Genomic DNA, 23,743 nt, shown 5'->3' with positions numbered 1-23,743 from the left:
TGCCGCAGGTCGCCCGGACGATACGGGCGATTCGTCTACGGTGGGGGCATGGCACTGCTCGACACCAAGGTCACCACGGTCAACGGCGTCGTCGGTGGCGCCCGGGGGAAGCGGCTTCGCCGCGGCACGATCAGCTGGCGGGGAATCCCGTTCGCCGCGCCCCCGGTGGCCCACCGCCGCTTCCGCGCTCCCGAACCGGCACACGACTGGCCCGGCGTGCGGGACTGCACCAAGCTCGCCAAGGCCGCCATCCAGGAGAAGCGGTTCACCGCGGTCGCGCCGGGCAAGTTCGCCCCGATGGCCGAGGACTGCCTGACCCTCAACGTGTTCTCACCCGAGGTCGAATCGAGCCGGCCGCGCCCGGTGATGGTCTTCATCCACGGCGGCGCCTTCATCCTCGGCACCGCCGCGACGCCGCTCTACGACGGCGCCTTCCTGGCACGCGCCCAGGACGTCGTCGTGGTGACGATCCAATACCGCTTCGGGCCGTTCGGTTTCCTCGATCTGTCCCAGTTCGCCACGGACGACCGGCCGTTCGACACCAATGCGGGTCTGCGTGACCAGATCGCCGCGCTGCGTTGGGTGCAGGACAACATCGCCGCCTTCGGCGGCGACCCCGACAGCGTCACCGTCTTCGGCGAGAGCGCCGGCGGATCGTCGGTCCTCGCCCTGCTCGCCGCGCCGGAGGCCACCGGCCTGTTCCACCACGCCATCGCGCAGAGCCCGGCTCCCGAACTCGTGGTCGAGCAGGACGCGGCGACCGTTTATGCCGACGAGTTCGTCCGGATCCTCCGAGACCCTCAGCGTCGGAACACCACGATGGAGCGGACCGAGGATCCCATCGACCCGGCCGAGGCGCAGCGCCTCCTCACCACGCCCAATCCCGCCCTGTTGCTCGAGGCCGGCAACCGGTTGATGCGGTTCGCGACCAAGTCGTCCGGCGGGGCCATCCCGTTCGCGCCGGTCGTCGACGGTGACGTGCTGCCGCGCTCGCCGCTGGCCGCGGCTGTCGAGGGCCTGACGGTGCCGGTGCCGCTGGTGATCGGGAGCAACAAAGACGAGGGCAAGCTCTTCGCGAAACTCTGGAACGTGTTACCGGACTCCGAACGCATGCTGATGCGGGTGGAGGACGAGGAGGTCCGCCGCGAGATCGCCTCCCAGTACGGGAACGGCGACCGCGACCGCATCCGCCTGGCCGGCGACTCGATCTTCTGGGCGCCCATGACCGCCTTCGCCGACGGGCACAGCAGGGTCGCGCCGACCTACGTGTACCGCTACGACTACCGGACGAAGATTTTGGACGCGACGGGCTTCGGCGCGACACACGCGACGGAACTGTTCACCGTGTTCGGTGCCTACCGGGCGCCGATGGGGGCGGGGCTCGCCATCGCCGACTGGCCGGGCACGCGCCGCGTGACCGAGAACGTGCAGGGTCGCTGGGGTGCATTCGCCCGCACCGGCGACCCCGGTCTGGGCTGGCCGGTCTACACCACCGACGAGCGCAAGGTCCTGGTGATCAACGACCCCGATCGTGTGGTCGCCGATCCCGACACCCTGCGTCGTCGGGCCTGGTACCGGGTGCACGCACCGTCGCAGGCCTGACCGCACACCCGTCGGGTCACTCCGGTAGCCACTGCGTCGGCGGGTCGGCGGCGAGGAACGACAGTACGAGCGGGTTGAACAGTTCTGGTGCCTCCACCGGAAGGATGTGCGTACCGGGCAGCACCGCGAACCGGGCGTTGGGCAGCGTCCGGACGATCTCCAGGGCGTGTTCCATCCGGACCAGCCCGCGGTCGGCGACCACCACGAGGACCGGCGCCCGGACGTCGGCGAAATCGGCGACCGCGTAGTCGGGTTCGGCGGCGAGCATCCGAAGCGTCTTGTCGTAGACGACCGAGAAGTGTTCGGGCCCATCGGGCGATGTCGCATCGTGGTGGGTGCGCAGGTATTCGACGGTGACGGGATTGCGGCTGAGCACCATGTCGGAGAACCGATCGGGTCGGCGCCCACGGGGGTTCAGGTAGCCACCCACGTACACGATCCGGTTGACGAGATCGGGCCGGTCCCGGGCGACGACGAGGGCGATCGCCGCACCGTCGGCCCACCCGACGATGTTCGCCGGCCGTCCGACGACCGTCTGGAGATAGGCGATCGTGCGCTCGGCGATCGATGCACAGGTGAAATCGCTGGTGGTGTCGGGACTGTGGCCGTGACCGGGCCGCTCGGGCATGAACAGCAACAGTCCGGCGTCGAGGAAGTCGGGGACCTGTGCGCCCCAGGACGCGGCGGACGCGAAGATGCCGTGCAACAGGACGGTCGGGGTGCCCTGCGGGTCACCGGCGGAGAAATGCCAGAGCGTGGTCCCGGCGACGTCCACGTACGTTCCGCCGTCGACCTCGTCGCCGACGTGAACTGTGCGCATGGGCGTTCCTCGGGTTGGCGTGGACTCCTCCGCTCCGCCATGGTTGCAGACTTCGTCGTGGCGCGGGGAGACCTTCGGCAATCGAGACCATTGCTTCGCCGGACAAAGATGTACCCGGCAGGGGCATGGGATAGGTTGAACGCCGAGGCGATGGGGTGTTGTCGGGGGTCATTCGGAGGGTGAAGTATGTGCACGTCCTGGGCGCTCCAGGCATTCTCGCGTGTCCGGAGCCGTCGCAGCGTGAGCCTGCTGCTGGCGGGTCTGCTGTTGGCCGGGATCGTCTCGACCGGGGCGCTCACCGCCCCCGCAACCGCGGCGCCGGGTGACCCGCCTCCGCCCCTGAGCATGCGCGAACTCGGCTCGTCGCCGACGGTCGCGTTCCCCGGGCAACAGGGGGAGGTCAGCCTGTCGCTCGCGGTTCCCCAGGGCCTGACGCCCACCGAGATCCGCGGAACCGCGCAGTTCCCGACCTTCGTCACCGGTGGCACCGTCGACGTGCTGCAGGAGGGGCGGCTGATCTCGCGCACCCCGATCGATGCAGCGGTGAACTCGCCGATCGCGTTGTCGCTGCGTGGGATTCGCGTCGAGCGCAACGCCGTCGACCTCGTCCTGCGGACCTATCTGCGTACCGCGGGCTCGCGTACCCGTCCGCCGCCGGGGCCGTCGTCGTGCTGATGGCCGCCGCGATCCCGGTGACCGCGATGGGGATGACATCACCCAAGTACGCACCGCAGGAGTTCGCGGTGGGTTCGGTGGTCGATCCTCGACCGCAGTCGGTCGAGAAGAAGTACCTCGACGAACAGCGCGTCGTGCGGTCGTTCTCCACCGAACGGGCGTTGGCGAAGTACCTGGACTCGCTCGAACTGCCCGACGGGGCCGTCCTGTGCGACACCGTGTACGGCTTCGCGGTGGTCGCCCAGTCCGAGCGGCCGCGACAGTTCGTCATCCCGTCGGACCGCGACTTCGCGCAGTTGCTGAACGACCCGGTCGGCGGCGGGGTGCAGTACTTCCTCACCGTTCCGGCCGAGGGGCGCGGGGTGTCGGACGCCATCAACCAGCGCTACCCGACGATGTACGAGAACGGTGCCCAGATCGGGGTCCGCGTTCTCGAGGCCCCCAACGACGGTGCCGCTCTGCCCGATTGGCGCGTCTACCGGATCACGGGCTGAGGGCCCCCTCAGCCGGTCGGCTGAGGGACGTTGGCGCGCAACACATCCCATGCGGGGTCGCGCGGCCCGATGTCGTAGGTGCATTCGGAGGTGCGGGGGTCGGGGACGAAGGACCAGAGCAGGACGCCCGCGACACCGGCGTCCCGCCGGCGGGACATGGCGGCGTCGACGCGCCGGGCGCGGGTCCCCAGGGACAGGCACGAACCTGCTTCGATGCCGATCTCGTTGACCACCAACGGTTTACCGAGTCGTCGGGCCTGATCGATCCGGGTCGACAGGTCGCTGCCCTGCGGTCCGGGGTCGGGGTCGTCGGTGGAGCTGTAGTCGTGGAAGTCGAGGACGTCGATCCCGTCGGAGCGAGCGACCTCGAGGTAACCGTCGCCGGCGATCCCGCACTGGTCGCCACCCACGAGTCCGGAGAAGATCGGGCGCGAGTCGTCGAACGATCGCAGATGCGCGCCGGCCCGGTCGAAGAACGAGCGCAACACGGCCGTGGCATCGCCGGGACACACGCGTCGCCGCCAGTCGCAGGATCTGCCGCAGACTCCGGGTTCGGGCTCGCCGACGAGCTCCCATCCGACGATCGACGATTCGTCACGCCAGCGGGACACTGCGGTCTCGACCCATTGGGCATACGTCAGATGACCTCGGGAGGTCGTCGCGGAGGCACCCTTCGACAGCCACCCGTCCACATAGAGGGCCCGCTCCTTGAACCTGCCGTCCTCGCAGTCCCCCGAGCCGCCGGCAAGGACCGGCAGCACCAGCTGTGCGTGGCGCTTCGCGGCTTCGAAGACCCGGTCCAGTGGTTCGAAGTTCAGCAGTCCCGTGTGTTTGTCGGAGGCGAAGGACGAGTAGAGGTCGAACCGCGTCAGGGCCCCGGGTGGCAACGCCGCGAAGTATGCATCGAGATCGACCTCGGCGCCGCAGCCGACGTTCACCGACCAGTCGGTGCCCAGCTGGTAGGCGTTGAAACCCACCGGCCACCACGGTTTCCCGTCGAGGGTGAGGCCGTCCGAGGTCGCGCGCACGCGGGGACGAGTCGAGTCACCGGCGTGCGGTGCGGAATCGCGGTCGCCCCCGCTGAGACCGATGAGCAGGACGAACACGGTGACGATGAGCACGGTCGTCCCCGTGCGCACCGCCCGACCGAATGTTCGCCGGTGAATCACAGATGCAGGCTACTCGTGCCCTACGGTGGCCGTATGAGCGCGGGAGGCTTCAGGAAGACAACGGCGCGAATCCGTGCTCTGGCCGGAGTGGGAGGTGTCGCGACCACGTTGTTCCTGGCGGGTTGCAGTGCGGAATCCGGCGAGGCCGGCGAGTCGGTCGGCGCGACGTCGACGACCACTCAGGTGAGTACGGATTCTGCCCCCACGTCCACCATCACGACAGGTCCGGGACCCGCGAGTAGGTCGACCACTCCGACGGTGGTCTATCGGCCGCCGTTCATCGACCACGTCGAGTGGACGGAGACGGAAGTGGGACCGAGCCTCTCCGTCTTCCCGACGACCTCGGGTCGGTACACGCAGGACCCGGCGGCGATGGCCGCGGCCTGGCGTGAGGTCGTCGGACTCGACGCGAACGCCGACACCCCCGGCATGCAGGCACAGTTCGACTGTCACTGGCGGTTCGCGCGGATCATCGAACCGGAGAAGCCGAGCTGGAACCTGGAACCCGGACGGCCCGTCGTCCCCGAGGAGGACATGATCGGCGCCCGATGCAATCCGGGATTCGCCGAGGAGTACTAGCTGTAACTCTTGGGGAGGTTGTGAACGGCGTGGTGCCGGTCAACAGGTGAGGGCCTCCGGTATCGATGTGGTTACCACACACACGCCGATCACCAAGAGGCCCTCATGACCCACCGTAATGCCTTCCTCACCGAACGTGGCCGTCTGGCCCTGGCTCAGTGCGTCGTCGATAAGAACTGGCCTCTACGACGGGCCGCCGAACGGTTCAACTGCTCACCGGCCACGGCCAAGAAGTGGGCCGACCGCTACCGGCAGACCGGTGAGGCCGGCATGGCAGATCGGTCCAGCCGCCCCTACCGGTCACCCCATCAGCTCCCTGTGCGCCGGGAACGTCGAATCATCAAGTTGCGGTTCCTGCGTCGCTGGGGCGCTGCACGAATCGCTGCGCACCTGCGGCTAGCAAAATCGACCGTCGAGGCGGTGTTGCGCCGGTATCGGATGCCGCTGTTGCGTCACCTCGATCAGGCCACCGGGCTTCCGGTACGCCGGACACCGCCACGACGCTACGAACACGACACTCCCGGCGACCTGATCCACATCGACATCAAGAAACTCGGCCGCATCCCCGAAGGCGGCGGCCACCGCAAACTCGGGCGCACGATCGGCAACCGGCACAACAAGAAGCACCGCCCGGGGTACGCATATCTGCACCACGCCGTCGATGACCATTCCCGGCTGGCATACTCCGAGATCCTCACCGACGAACGCAAAGAGACCGCCGCGCAATTCTGGGACCGCGCCAACGCCTTCTTCAGCCAACATGGGATCACTGTGAGACGAGTGATGACCGACAACGGCGCCTGTTACCGCTCAAAGGTTTTCGCAGAATCCCTCGGCGCCGAGATCAAGCACAAGAAGACCCGTCCCTACCGCCCGCAAACCAACGGCAAGGTCGAACGATTCAACCGCACCCTGGCCTCGGAATGGGCCTACGCCGAGTTCTACAGCTCAGAAACCGCCCGCGCAGCCACCTACGACGACTGGCTACACCACTACAATCACCACCGAGCCCACACCGGCATCGGCGGACTCACCCCGATCGAACGTCTACACGTTCACAACCTGCCCGGGTCTTACAACTAGCGAGTGGTGTGCACGCGGCGGGAGCCGATGATGCGGCAGACGACGTAGATCACGAACGAGATGATCGTGACGAACACCGAAACCGGGAGTTTCGGGGCGAGCGACATCAACAAGCCGCCGACCGCGGCGACCTCGGCGAAGACGACCGACAGCACCAGCGCCCGCATCGGGTTGGCCGTCACCCGTGCAGCGGCGGCACCCGGGGTGATCAGCAACGACATCACCAGCAGCGCGCCGATGATCTGGACGCCCTGGGCGGCCGCGAGTCCCATGATGATCGCGAAGACGACGGACAGCGTCCGGACGGGCACGCCGTGCGCTTGTGCGACGCGCGGATCGGTCGACGCGAACAGCAGCGGCCGGTAGATCACCGCGAGCACCGCGACGACGATGGCCGTCGTGATCGTGATCGCGACCAGGCCGTTCAGTCCGACGCTCACGACCTGTCCGGTCAGCAGCGCGAAACCGGTGCCGATCCGGCCGTAGAGGGCCAGGAACAGGACACCGATGCCCAGGCCGAACGCCATCACGACACCGATCACCGAATCGCGTTCCCGGGCCTTGTTGCCGAGGATGCCGAAGACCGCCGCGGCGAGGACTGCGCCGATGACACCGCCGAGGTTCACGCTGACGCCGGCGAGCAACGCCGCGGCCGCGCCCGTCACCGACAGCTCACTGCAGCCGTGGACCGCGAACGACATCTGCCGGGCGACGATCAACGGCCCGAGCAGTCCGCCCACCAGGCCGAGCAGGACCATCGCGAGCAGCGCCTGCTGCATGAAGTCGTAGCCGAGCAGGTCGATGGTCGTCGAGAAGTCCCAGAGGTCGCTGAACTGGCGTTCGGCGGCCAGCGGAGACACGCTCATAGGGGCTGACTCCCGGTTTCGGCGATGTCGACGCAGTGGTGTGCATCCTCGCCGCCGATCACGACGAGGCGACCGTTGACCCGGAGCACCTCGACGTCGCTGCCGTACAGCTCGCTGAGCGTCTCCGTGGTCATCACCTCGTCGGGTGTGCCGACGCGGAACCGTCCGCCGACCAGATAGAGCACGCGGTCGACGTAGGGGAGGATCGGGTTGATCTCGTGCGTGACGAACACGACCGCCGTTCCCGCCTGCTTGCGGCGCTGGTCGATGAGGTCGACGACCACCTGCTGGTTGGTCGGGTCGAGGCTCGCCAGCGGTTCGTCGCACAGCAGGAGGTCGGGATCGCTCACGACCGCCTGGGCCACGCGCAGCCGCTGCTGTTCGCCTCCGGAGAGGACACCGAGCGGGGCGTCGGCGTAGGGGAGCGAGTCCACCGCGGCGAGTGCCTGGTCGACGAGCTCGCGGCGGCGGGACCGCCCGCGCAGTCCGAGTCCCCACCGGTTGCCGTCGACGCCGAAACCGACCAGGTCCCGGCCCCGGAGGGCCATCGGGTCGCCCTCGTCGGCGTGCTGCTGCGGGATATAGCCGATCTTGTCGGTGGTCGTGACGGTGCCGCGGTCGAGTGAGTACTGACGTAACAGGACGCGCAGGAACGAGGTCTTCCCGGACCCGTTGGGGCCGAGTACGGCGACGAACTCACCCGGTCGGATCGTCAGGTCGAGGTCGTCCCAGAGCACGCGGTCGCCGAAGCCGAGTCGCGCACCCGAGAACGTGACCACCGGGTCGGTTCCCGCCGTCATCGCGGTCACCCCTTCTCGGCGTCGAGGGCTGCCGCGAGCGCGTCGATCTGTGCGCGCTGCCAGACGAGGTAGTCGGTGACGCCGTCCGGGAGGGTCTCGGTGAACTCGACCACGGGCACCTTCGCGGACTTCGCGACGTCGAGCATCGCCTGGGTCACCGGGTCGACGGCCTGGACGTTGTAGATCAGGACGGCGGCGCCGCGGGAGGCGAGCAGATCCTGCATGGCCGCGCGGTCCGCGGCGGACGGCGACTGGCCCTCCTCGACGGCCTGGGTGAACCCGGCCGGAGCCGCGTCGATCAGGCCGGCCTCGGTGAGCAGGTACCCCGCGAGCGGTTCGGTCTGGGCCACCTTCGTGCCGTCGTGCGCCTTGCGGATGCCGGCGACCTCGGCTCGCAGTTCGTCGATGCCGGTGGTGAAGGTCTCGGCGTTCGCGCGGTAGGTCCCCGCGTTCTCCGGGTCCTGCTCGGCGAGGGCGTCGGCGACCTTGTCGGCGACCTCCGCGACGACGGGCAGGTCGTAGAAGACGTGCTCGTTCTCGTCGCCGTGGTCGTGATCGGCGTGATCCGCGTGGTCGTCTGCGCTCTGTCCGTCGGCATCGTGATCGTGCGCGTCATGGTCGTCGCTGCGGGTGAGGGCGTAGGCGTCGACGACGGTCGCGCCCGAGGATTTCGCGGCCTGCTCCATGTAGGCGTCGTAGTGGCCGCCGTTCATGACGAGGATGTCGGCGTCGGCGATCGTCGCGGTGTCGGCGGCGGACGGCTCGAACTCGTGGGGGTCGCCCTCGGTGCTGGTGTAGACGGAGGCGACGGTCGCCTTGTCGCCGGCGACGGCCGAGGCGACCGCGCCCCAGACGTTGGTCGACGTGACCACGGTCGGGGTGCCGTCACCGTTTCCGGAGTCGCTCGAGCAGCCGGCCAGCACCAGCGCGGCGGCGGACAGGACTCCGGCCGCGGCGAGAAGCGTTTTCCTCATGACACCCTTTACGCAAATGACAATCGTTACCGAAAACAGTGTAGGGGATGGCCGGGCCCGACGCGAAGCCGTGGGAGATCTGCGGTGTGCGCTGGTCGACGCGGAGGGCGCGCGTCACCGCCTGCGCCATTTCTCTAAGGTGGAGATCATGACCTCCAGCCCGTTGCCGCGGCGTGTTGCGCTGATCTCCGTGCACACCTCGCCGTTGGCGCAGCCGGGTACCGGTGACGCGGGCGGGATGAACGTCTACGTCTGGCAGACGGCGATCCGGCTGGCCCGACGCGGCATCGAGGTCGAGATCTTCACCCGGGCGACCTCGTCGTCCGACGCGCCGTCGGTCGCGGCCGCGCCGGGGGTGACCGTCCGCCACGTGGTCGCCGGACCTTTCGAGGGTCTCGACAAGCGAGACCTCCCCGCCCAGCTCTGCGCGTTCACCGCGGGAGTGCTGCGCGCCGAGGCGGCGCAGGCGCCGGGCCACTACGACGTGATCCACTCGCACTACTGGTTGTCGGGGCAGGTCGGCTGGCTGGCGCGCGACCGCTGGGGCGTGCCGCTGGTGCACACCGCCCACACTCTCGCCGCGGTCAAGAACGCCGCCCTCGCAGAGGGTGACACCGCCGAGCCGCAACTGCGCGTCATCGGCGAGCAGCAGGTGGTGGGCGAGGCCGACCGGCTGGTCGCGAACACCGAAACCGAAGCGGCAGAACTTCTCTCGATGTACGACGCGGACGCCGACCGCATCGACGTGGTCACGCCGGGCGCCGACCTCGAGTGCTACACGCCCGGCTCGTCGGCCGAGGCCAGGTCGGTCCTCGGCCTCGATCCCGACGAGACGATCGTGACGTTCGTGGGACGGATCCAGCCGCTCAAGGCTCCCGATCTCCTGGTCGCCGCGATCGCGCCGCTGATCAAAGAAGTCGGGTCCGGGCGGAAGCTGCGACTCCTGATCGTCGGCGGGCCGTCGGGTTCCGGACTGCAACGCCCCACCGCGCTCATGGATCAGGTAGCCGAACTGGGGATCTCCGAGTCCGTCACCTTCCTCCCGCCGCAGCCGTCGGATCGGCTCGTCCAGGTGTACCGCGCGTCGGACCTGGTCGCGGTGCCCAGTCATTCCGAGAGTTTCGGTCTCGTGGCCATCGAGGCGCAGGCCTGCGGGACGCCGGTCATCGCCGCCGATGTCGGTGGTCTCGGCGTCGCCGTCGACGACGGACGCACCGGTGTGCTGGTCAATGGTCATGTGCCCGGCGACTGGACGAATGCACTGGAAAAGCTTCTGGCGCAACCCGATCGGCTGGCCGAACTCGGCCGCAACGCCCGACGCCACGCCGAGAAGTTCTCCTGGGAGCACACGGTGGACCAGCTGATCGAGAGCTACCGCTGGGCGATGGAGTCCTTCGCCGCTCAGACCGATGCCGCCCACCGAGACGCCGAGCAGGCAGCGGCACAAACGCCGGGCGGGCCCGCCCGGGTACGCCGGCGCTGGCGTCGGCGGCGCAACCGGGTGACCGTCTGAGAGGTCCCGCCGAACCCGTTCCCCACCGAGAGGATGTCGTGAGTCGTACCGAGGTCGTCGACCTACTCGAGAAGACCCTGACCGAGAACGAGATCGCCTACTCGCGCAAGAGCGGCGGGGGAGCAGACGTCGACCACGTCATCCTGGAACTCCCGGGCGAGCAGAAGCTCAAGACGACCGTGCTGCTCACCGCCAGTGAACACGGGGTCAGGGTCGAGGCCTTCGTGTGCCGCCGGCCCGACGAGAACCACACCGGCGTGTACAGATATCTGCTCAAGCGCAACCGTCGGTTGTACGGCGTCGCCTACACCATCGACAACACCGGGGACATCTACCTCGTCGGCCGGATCTCGGCCGACGCCCTCGGGTCCGATGAACTCGACCGCGTCCTCGGGCAGGTCCTCGAGGCCGCCGACGGCGACTTCAACACCCTGCTCGAACTCGGTTTCCTCTCCTCGATCCAGCGCGAGTGGGCCTGGCGGGTCTCGCGCGGCGAATCCCTGCGCAACCTCCTGGCCTTCGAGCACCTCATCGACAAAGACGCGCTGCCCGAGGCCGGCGCCCCGCTCGAAGGGCGTTACGTCCCAGGCGAATCCGTGGTCGAGGGCGCACAGGCCTCGAGTGGAGAAGGCGGGTCCGCGTCCGAGGACTGACGTTCGACTGTCAGGTTTCTCCACAGCCTCCTCGACGGCGGGAGGGTTTGGTCTGCCCTCATCGGCGTCGGTGTCGGCAGGGGTTGTCACACCTCGGCGCGGGGGATTTGGTTGGATGGAGAGGTCCAGGTCACATTGTGTCAATGTGTGTTGATACGGTGTGCGGGCGAAACCGACCCACCACCGGAGGTGCCATGAGCTTCACGAGTCCTTTCCCCGATGTCGAGATCCCCGATGTGAGTGTCTTCGACTACCTGTTCGGGTCGGTCGCGGACGAGGACCGCGAGCGGATCGCCCTGGTGGACCCGAAGTCGGGGTCGACGACCACCTACGGCCAGCTGATCGGGCAGATCGAGGCCGCGGCCGGAGCCCTCGCGTCGCGCGGGATCGGGGTCGGGGACGTGGTGGGCATCCTCTCGCCCAACATCCCGGCGTTTGCGACCGTCTTCCACGGCATCCTGCGGGCGGGCGCCACGGCGACGACGATCAACGCGCTGTTCACCGCGTCCGAGATCGCCAAGCAGCTCCGGGATTCGGGCGCCAAGATGCTGGTCACGATCTCGCCGATGTTCGAGCAGGCCAAGGCGGCCGCCGACGAGGTGGGACTGTCGGCGGAGAGTTTGATCGTCCTGGACGGTGAGGGGCAGGACGCCTCGGGTCACCCGAACGCGATCGACCTGCTCGGTGCGAACCTCCCGGCGCCGGACGTCTCCTTCGATCCGAGCACCCACGTCGCGGTTCTGCCCTACAGCTCGGGAACGACCGGAAACCCAAAGGGCGTGGCGCTCTCTCATCGCAACCTGGTGGCCAACGTCGCGCAGCTCCGTCCGCTGCAGGGCATGACCGCCGACGACGTGGTGATCGCGGTGCTGCCGTTCTTCCACATCTACGGCATGACCGTGCTGCTCAACGCGGCTCTCGCGGCCCGTGGATCGCTGGTGATCATGCCGCGGTTCGACCTCGTGGAGTTCCTGGAGAACATCCAGAACCACAAGGTGACGATGGCCTACATCGCGCCGCCGGTCGCCGTCGCCCTGGCCAAGCACCCGATCGTGGACAACTACGACCTGTCGTCGCTGCACACGATGATGTCGGGCGCGGCTCCGCTCGACGACGAGCTGGGCCAGGCGGTCGCCAAGCGTCTGAACCTGCACATGCTGCAGGGCTACGGCATGAGCGAGTTGTCCCCGGTGTCGCACATCATCCCCTTCGACACCCAGGCCACGCTGGGACGTGAGGATCCGCCGCTGTCGTCGACGGGCTGGCCGGTGCCGAACACCGTGAACAAGGTCGTCGATCCCGCCACCGGTGAGGACATCCCCCTCCCGCAGGAAGGGCTCTCGGAGCCGGGTGAGCTGTGGGTGAAGGGGCCGAACGTCATGCTCGGCTACCTCAACAACGAGCAGGCCACCGCCGACACGATCGACGCCGACGGCTTCCTGCACACCGGTGACATGGCGCAGGTCGATCCGACGGGGTGTGTCTACATCGTCGACCGGCTCAAGGAGCTCATCAAGTACAAGGGCTACCAGGTGCCGCCGGCCGAGTTGGAGGCCCTGCTCCTGACGCACGAGAAGATCGCGGACTCGGCGGTCATCGGTGTGATCGATGCGGAGTCGGGGGAGGAGATCCCGAAGGCGTTCGTCGTCCGGCAGCCCGAGGCCGAGCTCACCGCCGACGAGGTGATGGAGTTCGTGGCGTCGAAGGTGGCCCCGCACAAGAAGGTTCGTGCGGTGGAGTTCATCGAGGCGATCCCGAAGTCGGCGTCGGGCAAGATCCTGCGCAAGGACCTGCGCAAGTAGGTCCGGCCACGGGGACGGGGCCCGTCCGAGCTGCCGATTTGGTGCAGGCCGCACCCCGCGGATAGTGTTGCTCCTTGCAACGCGGGGTGGAGCAGCTCGGTAGCTCGCTGGGCTCATAACCCAGAGGTCGCAGGTTCAAATCCTGTCCCCGCTACCAAAGAAATAATGTTAGAACCACGGTCCTCAGGGGCCGTGGTTCTTTCTTTTTCCCACGGCATTGCACCTCTGGGGCGTTCGATAGTCAGGAACCCGGGGATTCGGGCGTCTGGGGCGATTCTACGGGCGCGTGTCGGCAGGTCTCGGAGGGTTGATTCACCACCCCTGTCGCCAATCCCGGTGACCTTTGTCGCTTCGATGAGGTCACTAGTTCTAACGACGTTGTTCTGGTCCCGCTTCCGTTCGGCTGCCAGCGTCGCGGCCAGATCGTCGTTCATGAGCAACTGGTACGCCGGACTCAGGTCGCTAGCGACGATGTCGTCGTCGTGGACGTAGAGGTGCGTGAAGATGCTCTGGTTAAGGTCGCGGCGCGATTTCGCGTCGGCTGACAGGTAGTGCTCATGTGCGTTGCCGAGGAGCGCCAGGCAACCTTCGAGCTTCGTGGTGAGGTGTGATTCTTGGAGATCGAACTCGCCGAGCCTCGCCTCCGACTTCGCGCGCTCACTCGCGATACGCGCTTGCTCGTTCCGGAGTTCGGGCGTGCCTATTGCGTCGGCATAGAACGCTTCGAGCAGCTTGCGGCTCTCCTGTTCGAGTTGTTGGAGTCGTTCGGAGGCTGCCTGTCGTGCCCGGGCTGCGTCCGGGAGCAGGATGCGCATGTGGTCGAGGACGAGCGCACGGATCGCGGCAGTCTGCGTCTCGTTGAGTGTCACGGTCTGCCAATGAGCGGTCACGAGGTCTTCGAGGTGCGGCGCTTGGATGGCACGGAAGGTACAGCCGTTCTTGAGTCGCTGACGGCCAAGGCAGTAGAAGTAGTCGTAGACGGTGCCCACCCGATTGCGGGTCTTCTCAAATGTGAGCGGTTCGCCGCATTGTCCGCAGTAGACCGATCCTTTCAGGTAGTGGTTGTGTACACGCGGCTTCTCGCGGCTTTGGTGGCGGGCCTGGCGGACGCGCTGGACCTCGGCGAAAAGTGTTTCGCTCACAAGAGCTGGGTGGCTACCGGGATACTCGACCCCCTCGAACCGGACGGCACCGGTGTAGTAGCGGTTCTGGAGCATCGCGGTGATGTGGGAGTGAGCGATCGGTCGGCTGGGGCGGTTCGGTCGGGTCACGGTGGTCACGCCGCGTTTGTCGAACTCGTCTTTGATCATTCCGGCTGTCCATTCACCGGTGGCGTAACGCTCGAACATCCAGGTGACCCACTGGCCACGCTCGGGGTCGACGACGACGGTCTTCACTTCTCTGCCGTCGTCAGTGCGGGTGCGGCTATTGAGGTAGCCGAACGGTGCCATGCCTGGGGTGCCGCCACCCTTCGCTTTCTGCAGCATGCCCTTGCGCGATTCGGTGGCCAGGTTGCGGCTGTAGAACTCGGCGATCGAGCTCATGATGCCGTGGAGCAGCATGCCACTCGGAGTCTCGTCGATGTTTTCCGAGCAGGAGACGAGCTGGGCACCAACCGACGTGAGCTGCAGATTGATCTCGACGTCGTCGACGCGGTTGCGTGCGAGACGGTCGACCTTGTGGACGATGACGTACTGGATCTTGTGCGCCTTGACGTAGTCGAGCATCTTCTTCAGTTCCGGGCGATTGGCCGAGCGGGCGCTTTCACCGGCATCGACGAACTCGGCGACAGTCAACGCATCCAGTGACTGTGCCTTGCGCAGACAAGCTTCGCGCTGAGCAGGGATCGAGAAGCCCTCGGCCTCACCGCCTCGCTCGGCTTGGTCTTTCGTGCTGACGCGGAGGTAGTGAACCGCCAGCGGCTTGATTCCAAGTGATGGTGCGGCGGTCATGCGTAGCTCCTCTGTCGGGTTGAACGGGGTGCGCGGATGAACTTCTGGCGCTCGTCATGGTTGGTGTAGATAGGTCGGGCGCAGCGGTGCGCGAGGGGCGCATCATCGGCCTTGTCGAGGCCGGTTTGCGCGAGACGGACGCGGATCGCTGGTTCGCTGACACCGAAGTGAGATGCCAGGTCGGCGACGCGCTGTATGCCGTTACCCCAGGCGGTTTTAAGTGATCGCTTGGAGACCAGGGCGCAGCCCGCGAAGTAGTCGGCAGCCGCTTCGGCCTGCTCGGCCGCAGTCATCTTGGGGGTGGTGCGGTAGAGCTGGGCTGTATGCCCGTGATCGATGATGTGCTTGAACTCGTGCAGGAGCGTGAAGCGTTGGCGAACGGTGGGTTCATTGGCGGAAAGCACGATCACCCACTGCTGACCGTTCCAGTAGCTCATGCCGGAGACCGGGATGCGCTCGCGGATGACAACGATGCGAGGCAGCCCAGTGATGTGGTGTTCGAGGATGCCGCGTTCGTCAGCGATCAGGTCGGCGAGCTTGGCGGCCTGGATCTCAGCGGTTCGCAGTGCTTCGAGGAAGCTCGCATTGCGTTGCGGAATGACAGCGCGGAGGCTCGTCAGTACTGATGGTTTGTAGGTATGTGTCATGGTGAGCCTCCTTTCATAGTGGGCTGGTCGTTATTCTCTTTCGTCTTCCCCGTCGCGTGGTCCACTCGGGTCGTATCCGTGTTTCGCGGCAATTCGCGCGAAGCTGGCTTCCATTTCTTTTGCTGCCGATTCGGGGAGATCTGCGTACTTGCTTCGCAGGTAGGGAGACAAGCTCGGTAGTGTCTTCGGCTGGACGTAGCCCGCGAGGTTGAACAAGTCGGAGAGTTCAAGACCCAGTACGTCTGCCAGTGACTTCAAGGTTTCTGGTCTCGGCTGAGGGATGTCACCGCGCTCGATGCGCAAAACGTTGGAGTCCGTCATGCAAGAGCGGCGAGCAACTTCCTTGATGGTTAACTCGAGTTCGGTCCTGCGCTCTTTGAGCGCGTTTCCGAGTTTGACTGCGTTAGTAGTGGTTGCCATAGTTTTTGTCTCCGATTTCTTCGTTTCTTATATCTATTTTATTCCCAAAATTGCATAAATGCAGTACTGAAATCGTTGTAGAATCGGCGAGGTTTCCCTCACCTCTATAGGATTTGTCGAGGGATATTGGGGAGCCAGGGAGTTGCTGGCTGCAACTCGACCTGGCTTCCCGGTTTTGCGGATGGGTTGACTCACTCCTTGGCCGTGCGGCCACGCGGTGTCGTCCGGTTGTTCGTACCGAACAGAGTGGCGATGGCGTCGCGTTGTTCGGCAGCTTCACGGTCGATCTCGGCGGTCAGCGCCTCGGCTTTGGCCGCGATCTCTGGATCGGATGCCAGGGTGGCGATACGGCTCTCGATGGCGTCACGGATGGTGTCCGTGAGCGATACGCCACTGAGCTTGGCCAGAATCGACAGACGTGCGTGCTGCTCGTCTTCGAGACGAATTGCCAGTGTTTTCATGAGTCTCCTACTCCTTCCTGAAGGTTGTTTCCGGGTGCCCGGTCACCGTCTTCGAGGTGGTGCGGCCGGTGAGCGGAATGCTTCACTGAGACGGCCGCAGTCTCTCGACGACGGATGACCGGCTATTTAGATCACCCGGAAAAGCCAGACTTTGCCGTCAGGTGCGGTCTCGATGTGGACATCGCCGCCCAGTTGGAGGTCACGGGCGAATCCGTCGTAGTCGAACTGGACGTAGGCGCGGAGGTCAGCCGGCACCTCGCGTTCGAGCGCCTTCTCGATCCCACTGCCGTCAAGTACCTCGCGGGCCCAGTCCGTCGGTGAGTCATAGGTGCCGATGAAGCAGTCATCGAACTGGGCGAGCATGTCGGGATTCCCGTCGTGCATCTCAGCCCAGGTAGCGAAGGCTGGGCCGTGCGCGACGATCCCGCACGCGACGGCTGAGACCTGCTCGAGCGTGTCGTACTCGCCGACGTGGAAGTCGCCGAAGTCGTCGTAGTCGAAGATGCCCCACTCTTCGGCGTCCGGTTCGTCAGATCCGGCTAGGATGCGATCGACAGCCGCCCGCAGGTCGCTTGGGTCGACGGCGGCGTCACACCAGTCGCCGTGGAGCCGTCCGGCGTTGTAGTCGGCCAAGCTGCCGATCCAGATGCGGGGCTGGAGTTTTCGGGTTGTTTCGTCCTCGTGATGGGGTTCGTGGGTGTGTTCATGGTTCATAGCACCTCCTTTCGTTTTGTGGGTTGAGTTGTGTTGAGTTGCCGGGTGGTTTGAATCCGCTGTTCCGCAACCTCGACGTAGCGGGGGTTGATTTCGATCCCGAGCCAGTCGCGCCCTGTACGAGTCGCAACGACGGCCGTCGTACCTGAGCCGATGAACGGATCGAGAACGAGTCCGGGTTCGGTGGGCGCATCACAGGTGCAGCTCGGCCGTGGAGGTTTTCGGTGCGCGCGATTGCCGCGTCGCACCAGCTGTCGTGTCCAGGGTGCTCGGCAGTGCAAGCACCGCAGTCGTGGGCAGCCGGCCAGAATCATGCGACGAACCAGCGCTTCCGGGTAGGTCGCGATGTGGCTGCTTCGGAAGTTGCTGACGCTCATCGCCCAGACATCACCGGGGTTTCTCCCGAGGGGGTGTCCGACTCGTCCGCTGGCTCGAAGATCAAGCAAACCGCGATCGCTGTGGGTGTTCGGCCTGCGCCCTGCTTTCTCGGCGCGGTTCACTGGTCGAGGTGATCGTCGCGGCGGTTGAGAGACGTGCGGGATGCGAATCTCGTCGAGGTCGAAGTAGTAACGCGGCGACCGTGCCAGCAGGTAGATGACCTCGTGCGAGGCAGTGAGTCGATCCCGCACACTCGACGGCACCGTGTTGGTCTTGGCCCAGACGATCTTGTTGCGAATTGTCCAGCCATCCGTGATTAGTTGGAGCGCCAGACGTTCCGGGCCAAGCAGCAAACTCTTGCGCTCAGCGCCCTCCCTAGCGTGAGTGCTGTAGGTGTCACCTAGGTTGAGCCACAGAGTCCCGGTCGGCACGAGGACGCGGGCGCATTCGGCGAGCACGGCACGCAGCTGGACAACCCAGGCGTCGACGTGCGATTCGAGGCCGAGCTGGTTGTCGTGGCCGTAGTCACGTAGCCGAAAGTACGGCGGGCTGGTGATGACACAGTCGATACTGGCGTCGGGCAGTGTCTTCAACTGTGCGAGTGCGTCGCCGGTCAGGATCTGGTTTCGTGGTGGCCCGCTCATTGCAGCCACTCCTGTGCGCTGGTCGTGAAACGGTCGGCCGTCACCACGCGGTACAGATCGGGTGTCAACCTGGGGGAGCGCAGGATTGAGGACTTCACCTTCTCGGCTCGCGTCTGGCTGGTGAAGACCCAGATCACCAACGGGAAGGCGTGGTGGGCGTCCTGCTCGATGCCGCTGGCTCGATAGCTCTCGTACTGGCCGCATTTCTTGAGTACGGTCGGGAGCGATTCGGTGCCGAGGTCGACCTCGATGAACCAACGATCGACGTAGTCCCTCGTCCGGACGATGCTGGCGAGATCGGGCTGCAACAAGCGCTGTTCGCCCCCGGTGCCCACGAAGCGCCGCCAAGAGTTGGGTTCGGTGGCGACGCCGATCGTCTCGACGGTCTCAAGGCCAGTCAGATCACGCAGACCGAGGTGGACATCGGCGACCGCCAAGCAGTGCTGAAGGAAGCGCAGTGACGGTTCATGGCTGCGATAGGCCTGGCCCTCATCGCGGAGCAAGCGGGCACCGGCCGGAGCCAGTTGCCAGATGCGGGCGGCACTCCCTGCACGGACTCCACCGACTCGACGCGGCAGCGCTCGGATCAAGGCGAGACGTTCGAGTCGAGCCAGGACATAGCGGGTGGTGCGCGCGGCCGAGTCGGTGCTGCCATGAGCGGTGAAGACGAAGGACTGGATCTGGTGCGTGGTGAGGTAGCGATGCTCGTCGATACGGTGCAGGACCTCGCGGTCACGTTCCGGCATGGCCTCACTGATGCGGCGAAGTTCGTCGCGGTCGATTCGGCGGCGTCGCTTATCCGGTTGCAATACTCGGGCGCTCTCCGTCGACATCGTCGGCGGAGTATTCGTCCCCCGATGATTCGCGGATTCGCGACTGACCTGCGATGACGGGGATGTGGCGGATGAGCCGGCCGGAATGGCGGGCGGAATGCCCTGTCCTGGGGTGTAACTGGTCATGACGCGCCGCCTTCCGCGTCAGATCGCCTGGTTCGGCCGAATGATTCGCGAGAGGATCGGCGTTCGGTGAGCGACAGCAGATCGGTTTCGACCTCGCTGAGTGGCTGCCCGTAGCGCTTGCGGGAGCGTTGTCGGATTGATTCGGCCGACCGGACGGTTTCGGGCATCTTCGTGGTGGTGACACTCACCCATGGACCAGGTGCGTTCTGGTGCAGGATCTGGGCATACGCCTGATACGCGGGCAGCGCCTCGAAGTCGGCGGGCTCGAGTTGGCCACTGGTGAGACTGGCGAATTCGCGGGCGTCAGGGTGACTCAGCTGGAAGGCGATGCGCGTTCTGGCGTTTGCGGTGACGGCTTCGCGGATCGACCTCGGTAACTGGCCGAGATGCTGGTGCGCCAGGGTGTAGCCAACGCCGAGCCCGCGTGCTTGAGCCAGGGCGTCACCGATGTCGCCGGGGAGCCGGAGGTAGTCCTGGACCTCGTCGATCAGGATCGTGACCGGGTGCCGCGACTTTGGTGGCTGTGAGGCCCGGGCGAGGGTCGCCGTCCAGAGCTGCGAAACGATCAGCGAACCGAGCAAGGCGGCAGCTTCGGGACCGATCTTGCCCTTCTCCAGACTGACGAGCAGGATGCGGCGCTTGGTGAATACGTCCGACAGATCGAACTTCGGACGGCGCTGACCGAGGATGCCACGTAGGCCGGGACGGAGCAGGATCGGTCGCACTCGGCGCAGAAGGGGCGCGGTGGCCTGAGCTTGTTCGTTCTCGCTGAGCCCTTCCCACCACGCCCAGAAGCCGCCGAGCCCCATCGGGTCTTCACGGGTCACTCGGCCAACGATCGAGCGTCGGAAGCCGGGATTGGTGAGCAGCAGCGGCAACATCGCGATCGAAGCGTCACCGCGCCGGGCGAGCGTCAGCAGGCTGGCGTGCAGGACATCTTGGGTGCGAGGACCCCAGGCGTCAGCCCACAGCGAGTGAAACACGCCCAGGACGGTGTCGGCTGCGAGATCGGGATCAGTCGAGCCGACCAACCCGTTGATGCCGATCGGAGCCGGGTCTGTGGCGTCGACGACGGCGATGTCGTCGAGACGTGATTCGTCGGCGCGTTGCAGGATGTCGTCGATCAGGTCGCCCTTAGGGTCGATCACGACAAGTCCGCGTCCTGCCGCGATATCTGCCAGTGCAAATTGGCCGAGCAGGTTCGATTTACCCACACCGGTCGGGCCGGTGATGGCGATCCCGGAGAGCGAGTCGCGAACCGAGATGGCAATTGGTCGCTCTGGCTGGACGGTCGAAACCCCAACCATGCGGCCTTCTTTCGGCGTATTCGCGGAGGTGGGAAGTCGCTTTGGGTGTCGCGACGGCACGCCCGGAAGCGGTGCGGCGTCACGGTGCGCGATGGGCCAGGCCGTCAGTGCGACGACCTCACTGACACTCAGGGTCGTCGTCCAGAACCACGGTGCACGGGCGCGATCGAATGACGTAGTGGTCATGCGGGTGGCGGTCAGCTGGGCGGTCGGAGCGTTCAGTCCGCGAACGGCGGCGATGACGCGTTCTGCCAGGCGTCGAGCTCGGTCGTCATCAGCGGCTGTTGCCGCGACACGAATGGCGCAGCCGAACCGAAACTCGCGGAGCTTGGCGATGGCGAGCGTGCGGTCACCGCCGCGTAATTGCTGAGGCGGGAGCTGCGGCGCCTTGCGTGGGCCGAGTAGCAGCTGGAGGTAGACGCGCTCGTGCCGTCCAGCGTTCGCAAGAGCGCCGAGGACTCCCCGCGTGACAGATTCAGTGGATTCGTGTGCGAGAGAGCCCTCGACCGCAGACCGTGACCGGACGCGGATCTTCGCCGCGACGTCGGCCCGTGGGCCGGCTGCAAGCGGCTTCGGATCGTCGACGACAAGACCAGGAAGATGGGTGCGCAACACCTCGATCACCTGGTGGCGGTGGCGCATCGGCATCCCGATCCGCCACCGCACTTGGCGATTGTTGCCGAGCGCCTCGATAACGATCTGTGGCTGCCCGCTGAGTCCCGCTAGGGCGACAACAGCGGCGTGCGCGGCCACGATCGCTAACGGAGCGGGGATCGACAAGGTGACAAAGACCAGCCGGTTGGTCTCAATCATCGCCAGTCTCCTGGCGCTCTGCACGGCGTTCGGCCCCTTCCTGCGCTTCCTTCTCGGCCTGTGCGATGGCGATGGCAACCACCGTGCGGGCGATCCGTCCCAGATCTGGGTCGGAGCGAAGTTGGCCGCGAATCCGCAGCTGTCGATTCCTGCCACGCTTCAGCGGTTGTGATGTGCGTGAGTGTTTCTTGGACATAGTAAATACACCCTCCTTTCGGTGGTTAGCTGATGATGTGAATGGCAATTGGTGTGCTGCATTTATGCAGCGGCCATGCCCTTACTATGCGCTGCACGAATGCAGCGGTCAATATATCCTGCGCATTCCACAACACCGGCTGGAACTCAATCGAATCTGAACTACCAGCGTCGAAAATGTCGATAAATGAGTGCACAAAGTCCGCCGACAATCGAAAGGGTTGCGATGGTGATGCAGAGCGGTACCCAGATCGCTTGCAGGATGTAGATCGCCCCGTAAAGTGCCATGGCGCTGACGAAGACTGCGATGCAAGCGTTGAGCAGCCGGGGCCCGAGCCCACCGGGCTCGCCACTCACGACGACTCTCGACGGATCTCGCGCAGGATGCCCTGCTCGAAGCCGTACAGCTGACATTCGAGGTCGAACAGCTCCTGGTCGGCCGGGAATCGACGCACTACTGCGTTGATGATCACCTGACCGAGCGTGTCGGCCTTCAGGAAGGCGTACTCCAAACTGTCCGGGCTGAACCCGTCTCGCTCCAGCTCGGACAGATGCCACAACGCCAACTCATACTCGTCGGGCAGCGAGAAGCTAAGGCCGCGTTCGACATGTGCCATGTCGTGCACGAATCGCCAGGCGTTGTTGGCATCGGACGAGGTCAGGATGACGGAGGTCGAGTTCTCCGACGACACCGGCAACGACTCGCCCGACTCCACAGAGCGGGCGTACGCGGCGCACAGGCCCGGATACGTCGACGGCGCGTCCGGCCGTGGCGTCCAGGCAAAGCCACATTCCCGCGCCTTCGTCGTCGCGGTAGTGCACACCCAGCGAGTCAGGCCCCGCCTAGCCTGATCGACCTGCTCTGTCGCGATGTAGTCGGACTGAACTCCGAGCGTCACGACCTCGAGATCGGGTGTCGTCATGGCTGGCCTCCTCACCCGATGCACCGTGCGCACTGGCAGAAGGCGCCGTGCGGCGCGGCCGCCTCGGTCATCTGCTGGATCGCCGCTGAGGTGAGACGGTTGATCCTCGCCTCTGCTTGGCGACGTTCCCGATTAATGCGGGCAATCTCAATCTGGCGGTCGGACTCGTCGAAGATGTCAATAAGGAATCCGACGAGGTAGAGCACCGCCAGGATCGTGGTGATCGCCACCAGGATGATCACGAACGTGGTCACCACCGGTTCACCGCCCGGCTCGTGTCAGCGACGATCTGGCCGATGCCGACGACGGTCATGGTCTTGATGAAATCGAGATCGCCAGACGCTGCCGGTGCCGCCAGCGCAAGCTGTTGCTGCATCTGTGACACCAGCGCGACCTGCTGCATGGCGTACGCGCCAGCTCGAGCGACAGCATCAATCCGTGCCTGCTGAACCTCACCGGCCGCCGCTACACGAGCGGTACTCACCTCGGTCGAGTGATTGATGGCCGCGAGGTCGCGGGCGACCTGGCGCGACAGTGCTCGACTACCCAACCAGGTGTTGACGCCTGCAGCCGGCGTTGCGAAACGGTCAATCTCAGTCATGATGTCTCCGTTCGGGTTTGGGGCAAATCCGCTGACCGCCCTCTACCTCTAGGTTTGCGGAAATCGCGCCGTACTCTTTGGCTGAGAACTGGGCAGTTTCCGGGCAAAATGGGGTCATGCCGGAATCGAGCCTTCGTGATCGCCTCGTCGTTGACTTGAAGGTCGTGCGGCGGCGTGGATTGCACAGGCTGGTGGACTACATCGACGACGTGCCCGCACTACGCGAAGTGGCCATGCAGACCACCGGGACAGACAACGCGGAGCATGTCGAGAACCTGCTCCGCAGCGTGTACAAGATGCGGAGTGAGGGAGCGCAGGGAACGGCAATCGGCATCTTGCTTGGGCTTGAGCAGGGACGCAGAGGAGCCAATCCGACGGTTCTCCGCGAAGCCGCAGCCAAGCGATTGGGCTATCACTCGGTCGACACGTTTCGGAAACAGCCCGAAGCGAACGCGCTGCTTACCTTTGCGAGTTTGATTGAGACATATAGCCTCGAGTATCAAAATTCGTCGCAGCCCGACGACTACAAAATCAATGTTGCGCTGAATGCGATTAAGGAGCTCACGCTGACTGAATATGCCGAGTTGATCCGGCGATTGCAGGCTTGGTTCAAGGAAAACGGTCGTGGCTTTTACGACACCTAGGCTTGCGCTCCGCACCGAGCGGCGATGTCCTCTGAGTGGCGGAACGGGGCGGCTC

24 protein-coding genes, 1 tRNA gene and 2 pseudogenes are annotated in these 23,743 nt (G+C 65.6%); 11 read left to right on the top strand and 16 right to left on the bottom strand.

Translation table 11 applies throughout. The features are described 5' to 3' along the window. Window positions 1-48 precede the first annotated feature (48 nt). Window positions 49-1,602, top strand: coding sequence for a carboxylesterase/lipase family protein (locus C5O27_RS00520; protein WP_127961625.1), 1,554 nt, complete (start codon window positions 49-51; stop codon window positions 1,600-1,602). Between the two features lie 16 nt (window positions 1,603-1,618). Here the strand turns inward: C5O27_RS00520 and C5O27_RS00515 are convergent, their stop codons facing one another. Continuing rightward, window positions 1,619-2,422 (bottom strand): alpha/beta fold hydrolase, encoded by an 804-nt coding sequence (locus tag C5O27_RS00515; RefSeq protein WP_127961624.1) that lies wholly within the window; start codon window positions 2,420-2,422, stop codon window positions 1,619-1,621. Between the two features lie 186 nt (window positions 2,423-2,608). Here C5O27_RS00515 and C5O27_RS00510 point away from each other — a divergent pair. Together C5O27_RS00510 and C5O27_RS00505 are read left to right on the top strand one after the other, a co-directional pair. Further along, window positions 2,609-3,061, top strand: a pseudogene (locus C5O27_RS00510) (hypothetical protein); the annotation flags it as partial. Window positions 3,062-3,090: 29 nt separating this feature from the next. After that, window positions 3,091-3,591: pseudogene (locus tag C5O27_RS00505) on the top strand (ABC transporter); the annotation flags it as partial. A gap of 8 nt (window positions 3,592-3,599) precedes the next feature. Here the strand turns inward: C5O27_RS00505 and C5O27_RS00500 are convergent. Next, a complete protein-coding gene (locus C5O27_RS00500) occupies window positions 3,600-4,730 on the bottom strand; it encodes a beta-mannosidase (RefSeq protein ID WP_244216567.1) in 1,131 nt (376 codons plus the stop codon). 63 nt (window positions 4,731-4,793) lie between these two features. On the opposite strand from C5O27_RS00500, the gene C5O27_RS00495 reads away from it, so the two are divergent. Together C5O27_RS00495 and C5O27_RS00490 are read left to right on the top strand one after the other, a co-directional pair. Further along, the gene (locus C5O27_RS00495; protein WP_127961622.1) at window positions 4,794-5,339 is read left to right on the top strand and encodes a DUF2599 domain-containing protein; all 546 of its coding nucleotides are present in this window, start codon (window positions 4,794-4,796) and stop codon (window positions 5,337-5,339) included. Between the two features lie 105 nt (window positions 5,340-5,444). Then, window positions 5,445-6,422: an IS481 family transposase gene (locus C5O27_RS00490; protein ID WP_127961621.1), complete on the top strand. Its 978-nt coding sequence runs from the start codon at window positions 5,445-5,447 to the stop codon at window positions 6,420-6,422. On the opposite strand, the gene C5O27_RS00485 is transcribed toward C5O27_RS00490, so the two are convergent. From C5O27_RS00485 to C5O27_RS00475, 3 genes are read right to left on the bottom strand one after another with little or no spacing between them, the layout of a single operon-like run. Then, window positions 6,419-7,288: a metal ABC transporter permease gene (locus C5O27_RS00485; protein ID WP_127961620.1), complete on the bottom strand. Its 870-nt coding sequence runs from the start codon at window positions 7,286-7,288 to the stop codon at window positions 6,419-6,421. The genes C5O27_RS00490 and C5O27_RS00485 overlap by 4 nt on opposite strands. Then, the gene (locus C5O27_RS00480; RefSeq protein WP_127961619.1) at window positions 7,285-8,088 is read right to left on the bottom strand and encodes a metal ABC transporter ATP-binding protein; all 804 of its coding nucleotides are present in this window, start codon (window positions 8,086-8,088) and stop codon (window positions 7,285-7,287) included. The genes C5O27_RS00485 and C5O27_RS00480 overlap by 4 nt, the downstream gene beginning before the upstream one ends. 5 nt (window positions 8,089-8,093) lie before the next feature. Beyond that, window positions 8,094-9,062, bottom strand: a complete 969-nt coding sequence (locus C5O27_RS00475) for a metal ABC transporter solute-binding protein, Zn/Mn family (protein ID WP_127961618.1) — start codon at window positions 9,060-9,062, stop codon at window positions 8,094-8,096. Between the two features lie 148 nt (window positions 9,063-9,210). Here C5O27_RS00475 and mshA point away from each other — a divergent pair, with 148 nt between their 5' ends. From mshA to C5O27_RS00455, 4 genes are all read left to right on the top strand, one after another. After that, entirely contained in the window at window positions 9,211-10,575 is a 1,365-nt protein-coding gene (mshA, locus tag C5O27_RS00470) for a D-inositol-3-phosphate glycosyltransferase (protein ID WP_127961617.1), read from the top strand. Between the two features lie 38 nt (window positions 10,576-10,613). Continuing rightward, window positions 10,614-11,228, top strand: coding sequence for a type III secretion system chaperone family protein (locus C5O27_RS00465; protein ID WP_127961616.1), 615 nt, complete (start codon window positions 10,614-10,616; stop codon window positions 11,226-11,228). Between the two features lie 194 nt (window positions 11,229-11,422). After that, window positions 11,423-13,030 (top strand): 4-coumarate--CoA ligase family protein, encoded by a 1,608-nt coding sequence (locus C5O27_RS00460; protein ID WP_127961615.1) that lies wholly within the window; start codon window positions 11,423-11,425, stop codon window positions 13,028-13,030. Window positions 13,031-13,110: 80 nt separating this feature from the next. Then, window positions 13,111-13,187, top strand: a tRNA-Met gene (locus C5O27_RS00455). Here the strand turns inward: C5O27_RS00455 and C5O27_RS23190 are convergent. The 8 genes from C5O27_RS23190 to C5O27_RS00410 all read right to left on the bottom strand — a co-directional run bounded on the left by C5O27_RS23190 (window position 13,144) and on the right by C5O27_RS00410 (window position 20,572). After that, a complete protein-coding gene (locus C5O27_RS23190) occupies window positions 13,144-14,982 on the bottom strand; it encodes a recombinase family protein (RefSeq protein WP_425269615.1) in 1,839 nt (612 codons plus the stop codon). The two genes, C5O27_RS00455 and C5O27_RS23190, sit on opposite strands and share 44 nt — an antisense overlap. Continuing rightward, window positions 14,979-15,629, bottom strand: a complete 651-nt coding sequence (locus tag C5O27_RS00440; protein WP_127961614.1) for an ImmA/IrrE family metallo-endopeptidase — start codon at window positions 15,627-15,629, stop codon at window positions 14,979-14,981. Before C5O27_RS00440 ends, C5O27_RS23190 begins: the two co-directional genes overlap by 4 nt. 30 nt (window positions 15,630-15,659) lie before the next feature. Continuing rightward, entirely contained in the window at window positions 15,660-16,049 is a 390-nt protein-coding gene (locus C5O27_RS00435; protein WP_127961613.1) for a helix-turn-helix transcriptional regulator, read from the bottom strand. A gap of 191 nt (window positions 16,050-16,240) precedes the next feature. Further along, window positions 16,241-16,510, bottom strand: a complete 270-nt coding sequence (locus tag C5O27_RS00430; RefSeq protein WP_127961612.1) for a DNA-binding protein — start codon at window positions 16,508-16,510, stop codon at window positions 16,241-16,243. Window positions 16,511-16,636: 126 nt separating this feature from the next. After that, a complete protein-coding gene (locus tag C5O27_RS00425) occupies window positions 16,637-17,224 on the bottom strand; it encodes an antirestriction protein ArdA (RefSeq protein ID WP_127961611.1) in 588 nt (195 codons plus the stop codon). Beyond that, window positions 17,221-18,246 carry a DNA-methyltransferase gene (locus tag C5O27_RS00420; protein WP_164905294.1) on the bottom strand — a complete coding sequence of 342 codons (1,026 nt, stop codon included), beginning with the start codon at window positions 18,244-18,246 and terminating at the stop codon, window positions 17,221-17,223. The genes C5O27_RS00425 and C5O27_RS00420 overlap by 4 nt, the downstream gene beginning before the upstream one ends. Then, on the bottom strand, window positions 18,243-19,079 hold the full coding sequence (locus tag C5O27_RS00415) for a replication-relaxation family protein (protein WP_164905293.1): 837 nt from the start codon (window positions 19,077-19,079) through the stop codon (window positions 18,243-18,245). The genes C5O27_RS00420 and C5O27_RS00415 overlap by 4 nt, the downstream gene beginning before the upstream one ends. A 122-nt stretch (window positions 19,080-19,201) precedes the next feature. Further along, window positions 19,202-20,572, bottom strand: a complete 1,371-nt coding sequence (locus C5O27_RS00410) for a type IV secretory system conjugative DNA transfer family protein (protein WP_127961608.1) — start codon at window positions 20,570-20,572, stop codon at window positions 19,202-19,204. 544 nt (window positions 20,573-21,116) lie between these two features. Here C5O27_RS00410 and C5O27_RS00405 point away from each other — a divergent pair. Further along, window positions 21,117-21,497, top strand: a complete 381-nt coding sequence (locus C5O27_RS00405) for a hypothetical protein (RefSeq protein WP_127961607.1) — start codon at window positions 21,117-21,119, stop codon at window positions 21,495-21,497. A gap of 376 nt (window positions 21,498-21,873) precedes the next feature. On the opposite strand, the gene C5O27_RS00395 is transcribed toward C5O27_RS00405, so the two are convergent. From C5O27_RS00395 to C5O27_RS00385, 3 genes are read right to left on the bottom strand one after another with little or no spacing between them, the layout of a single operon-like run. Continuing rightward, window positions 21,874-22,443 (bottom strand): hypothetical protein, encoded by a 570-nt coding sequence (locus C5O27_RS00395; RefSeq protein WP_127961605.1) that lies wholly within the window; start codon window positions 22,441-22,443, stop codon window positions 21,874-21,876. Between the two features lie 11 nt (window positions 22,444-22,454). Beyond that, window positions 22,455-22,697: a hypothetical protein gene (locus C5O27_RS00390; protein ID WP_127961604.1), complete on the bottom strand. Its 243-nt coding sequence runs from the start codon at window positions 22,695-22,697 to the stop codon at window positions 22,455-22,457. After that, window positions 22,694-23,044 carry a hypothetical protein gene (locus tag C5O27_RS00385; protein ID WP_127961603.1) on the bottom strand — a complete coding sequence of 117 codons (351 nt, stop codon included), beginning with the start codon at window positions 23,042-23,044 and terminating at the stop codon, window positions 22,694-22,696. The genes C5O27_RS00390 and C5O27_RS00385 overlap by 4 nt, the downstream gene beginning before the upstream one ends. A gap of 116 nt (window positions 23,045-23,160) precedes the next feature. On the opposite strand from C5O27_RS00385, the gene C5O27_RS00380 reads away from it, so the two are divergent. Continuing rightward, a complete protein-coding gene (locus C5O27_RS00380; RefSeq protein WP_127961602.1) occupies window positions 23,161-23,688 on the top strand; it encodes a hypothetical protein in 528 nt (175 codons plus the stop codon). The last annotated feature ends 55 nt before the right edge of the window (window positions 23,689-23,743 follow it).

The sequence above is a fragment of the Gordonia alkanivorans genome, from assembly GCF_004011905.1.
Taxonomy (GTDB): Bacteria; Actinomycetota; Actinomycetes; order Mycobacteriales; family Mycobacteriaceae; genus Gordonia; species Gordonia alkanivorans.
Note: the sequence above shows the minus strand (reverse complement) of the source record. Positions and strands in the feature narration are given on the sequence as shown.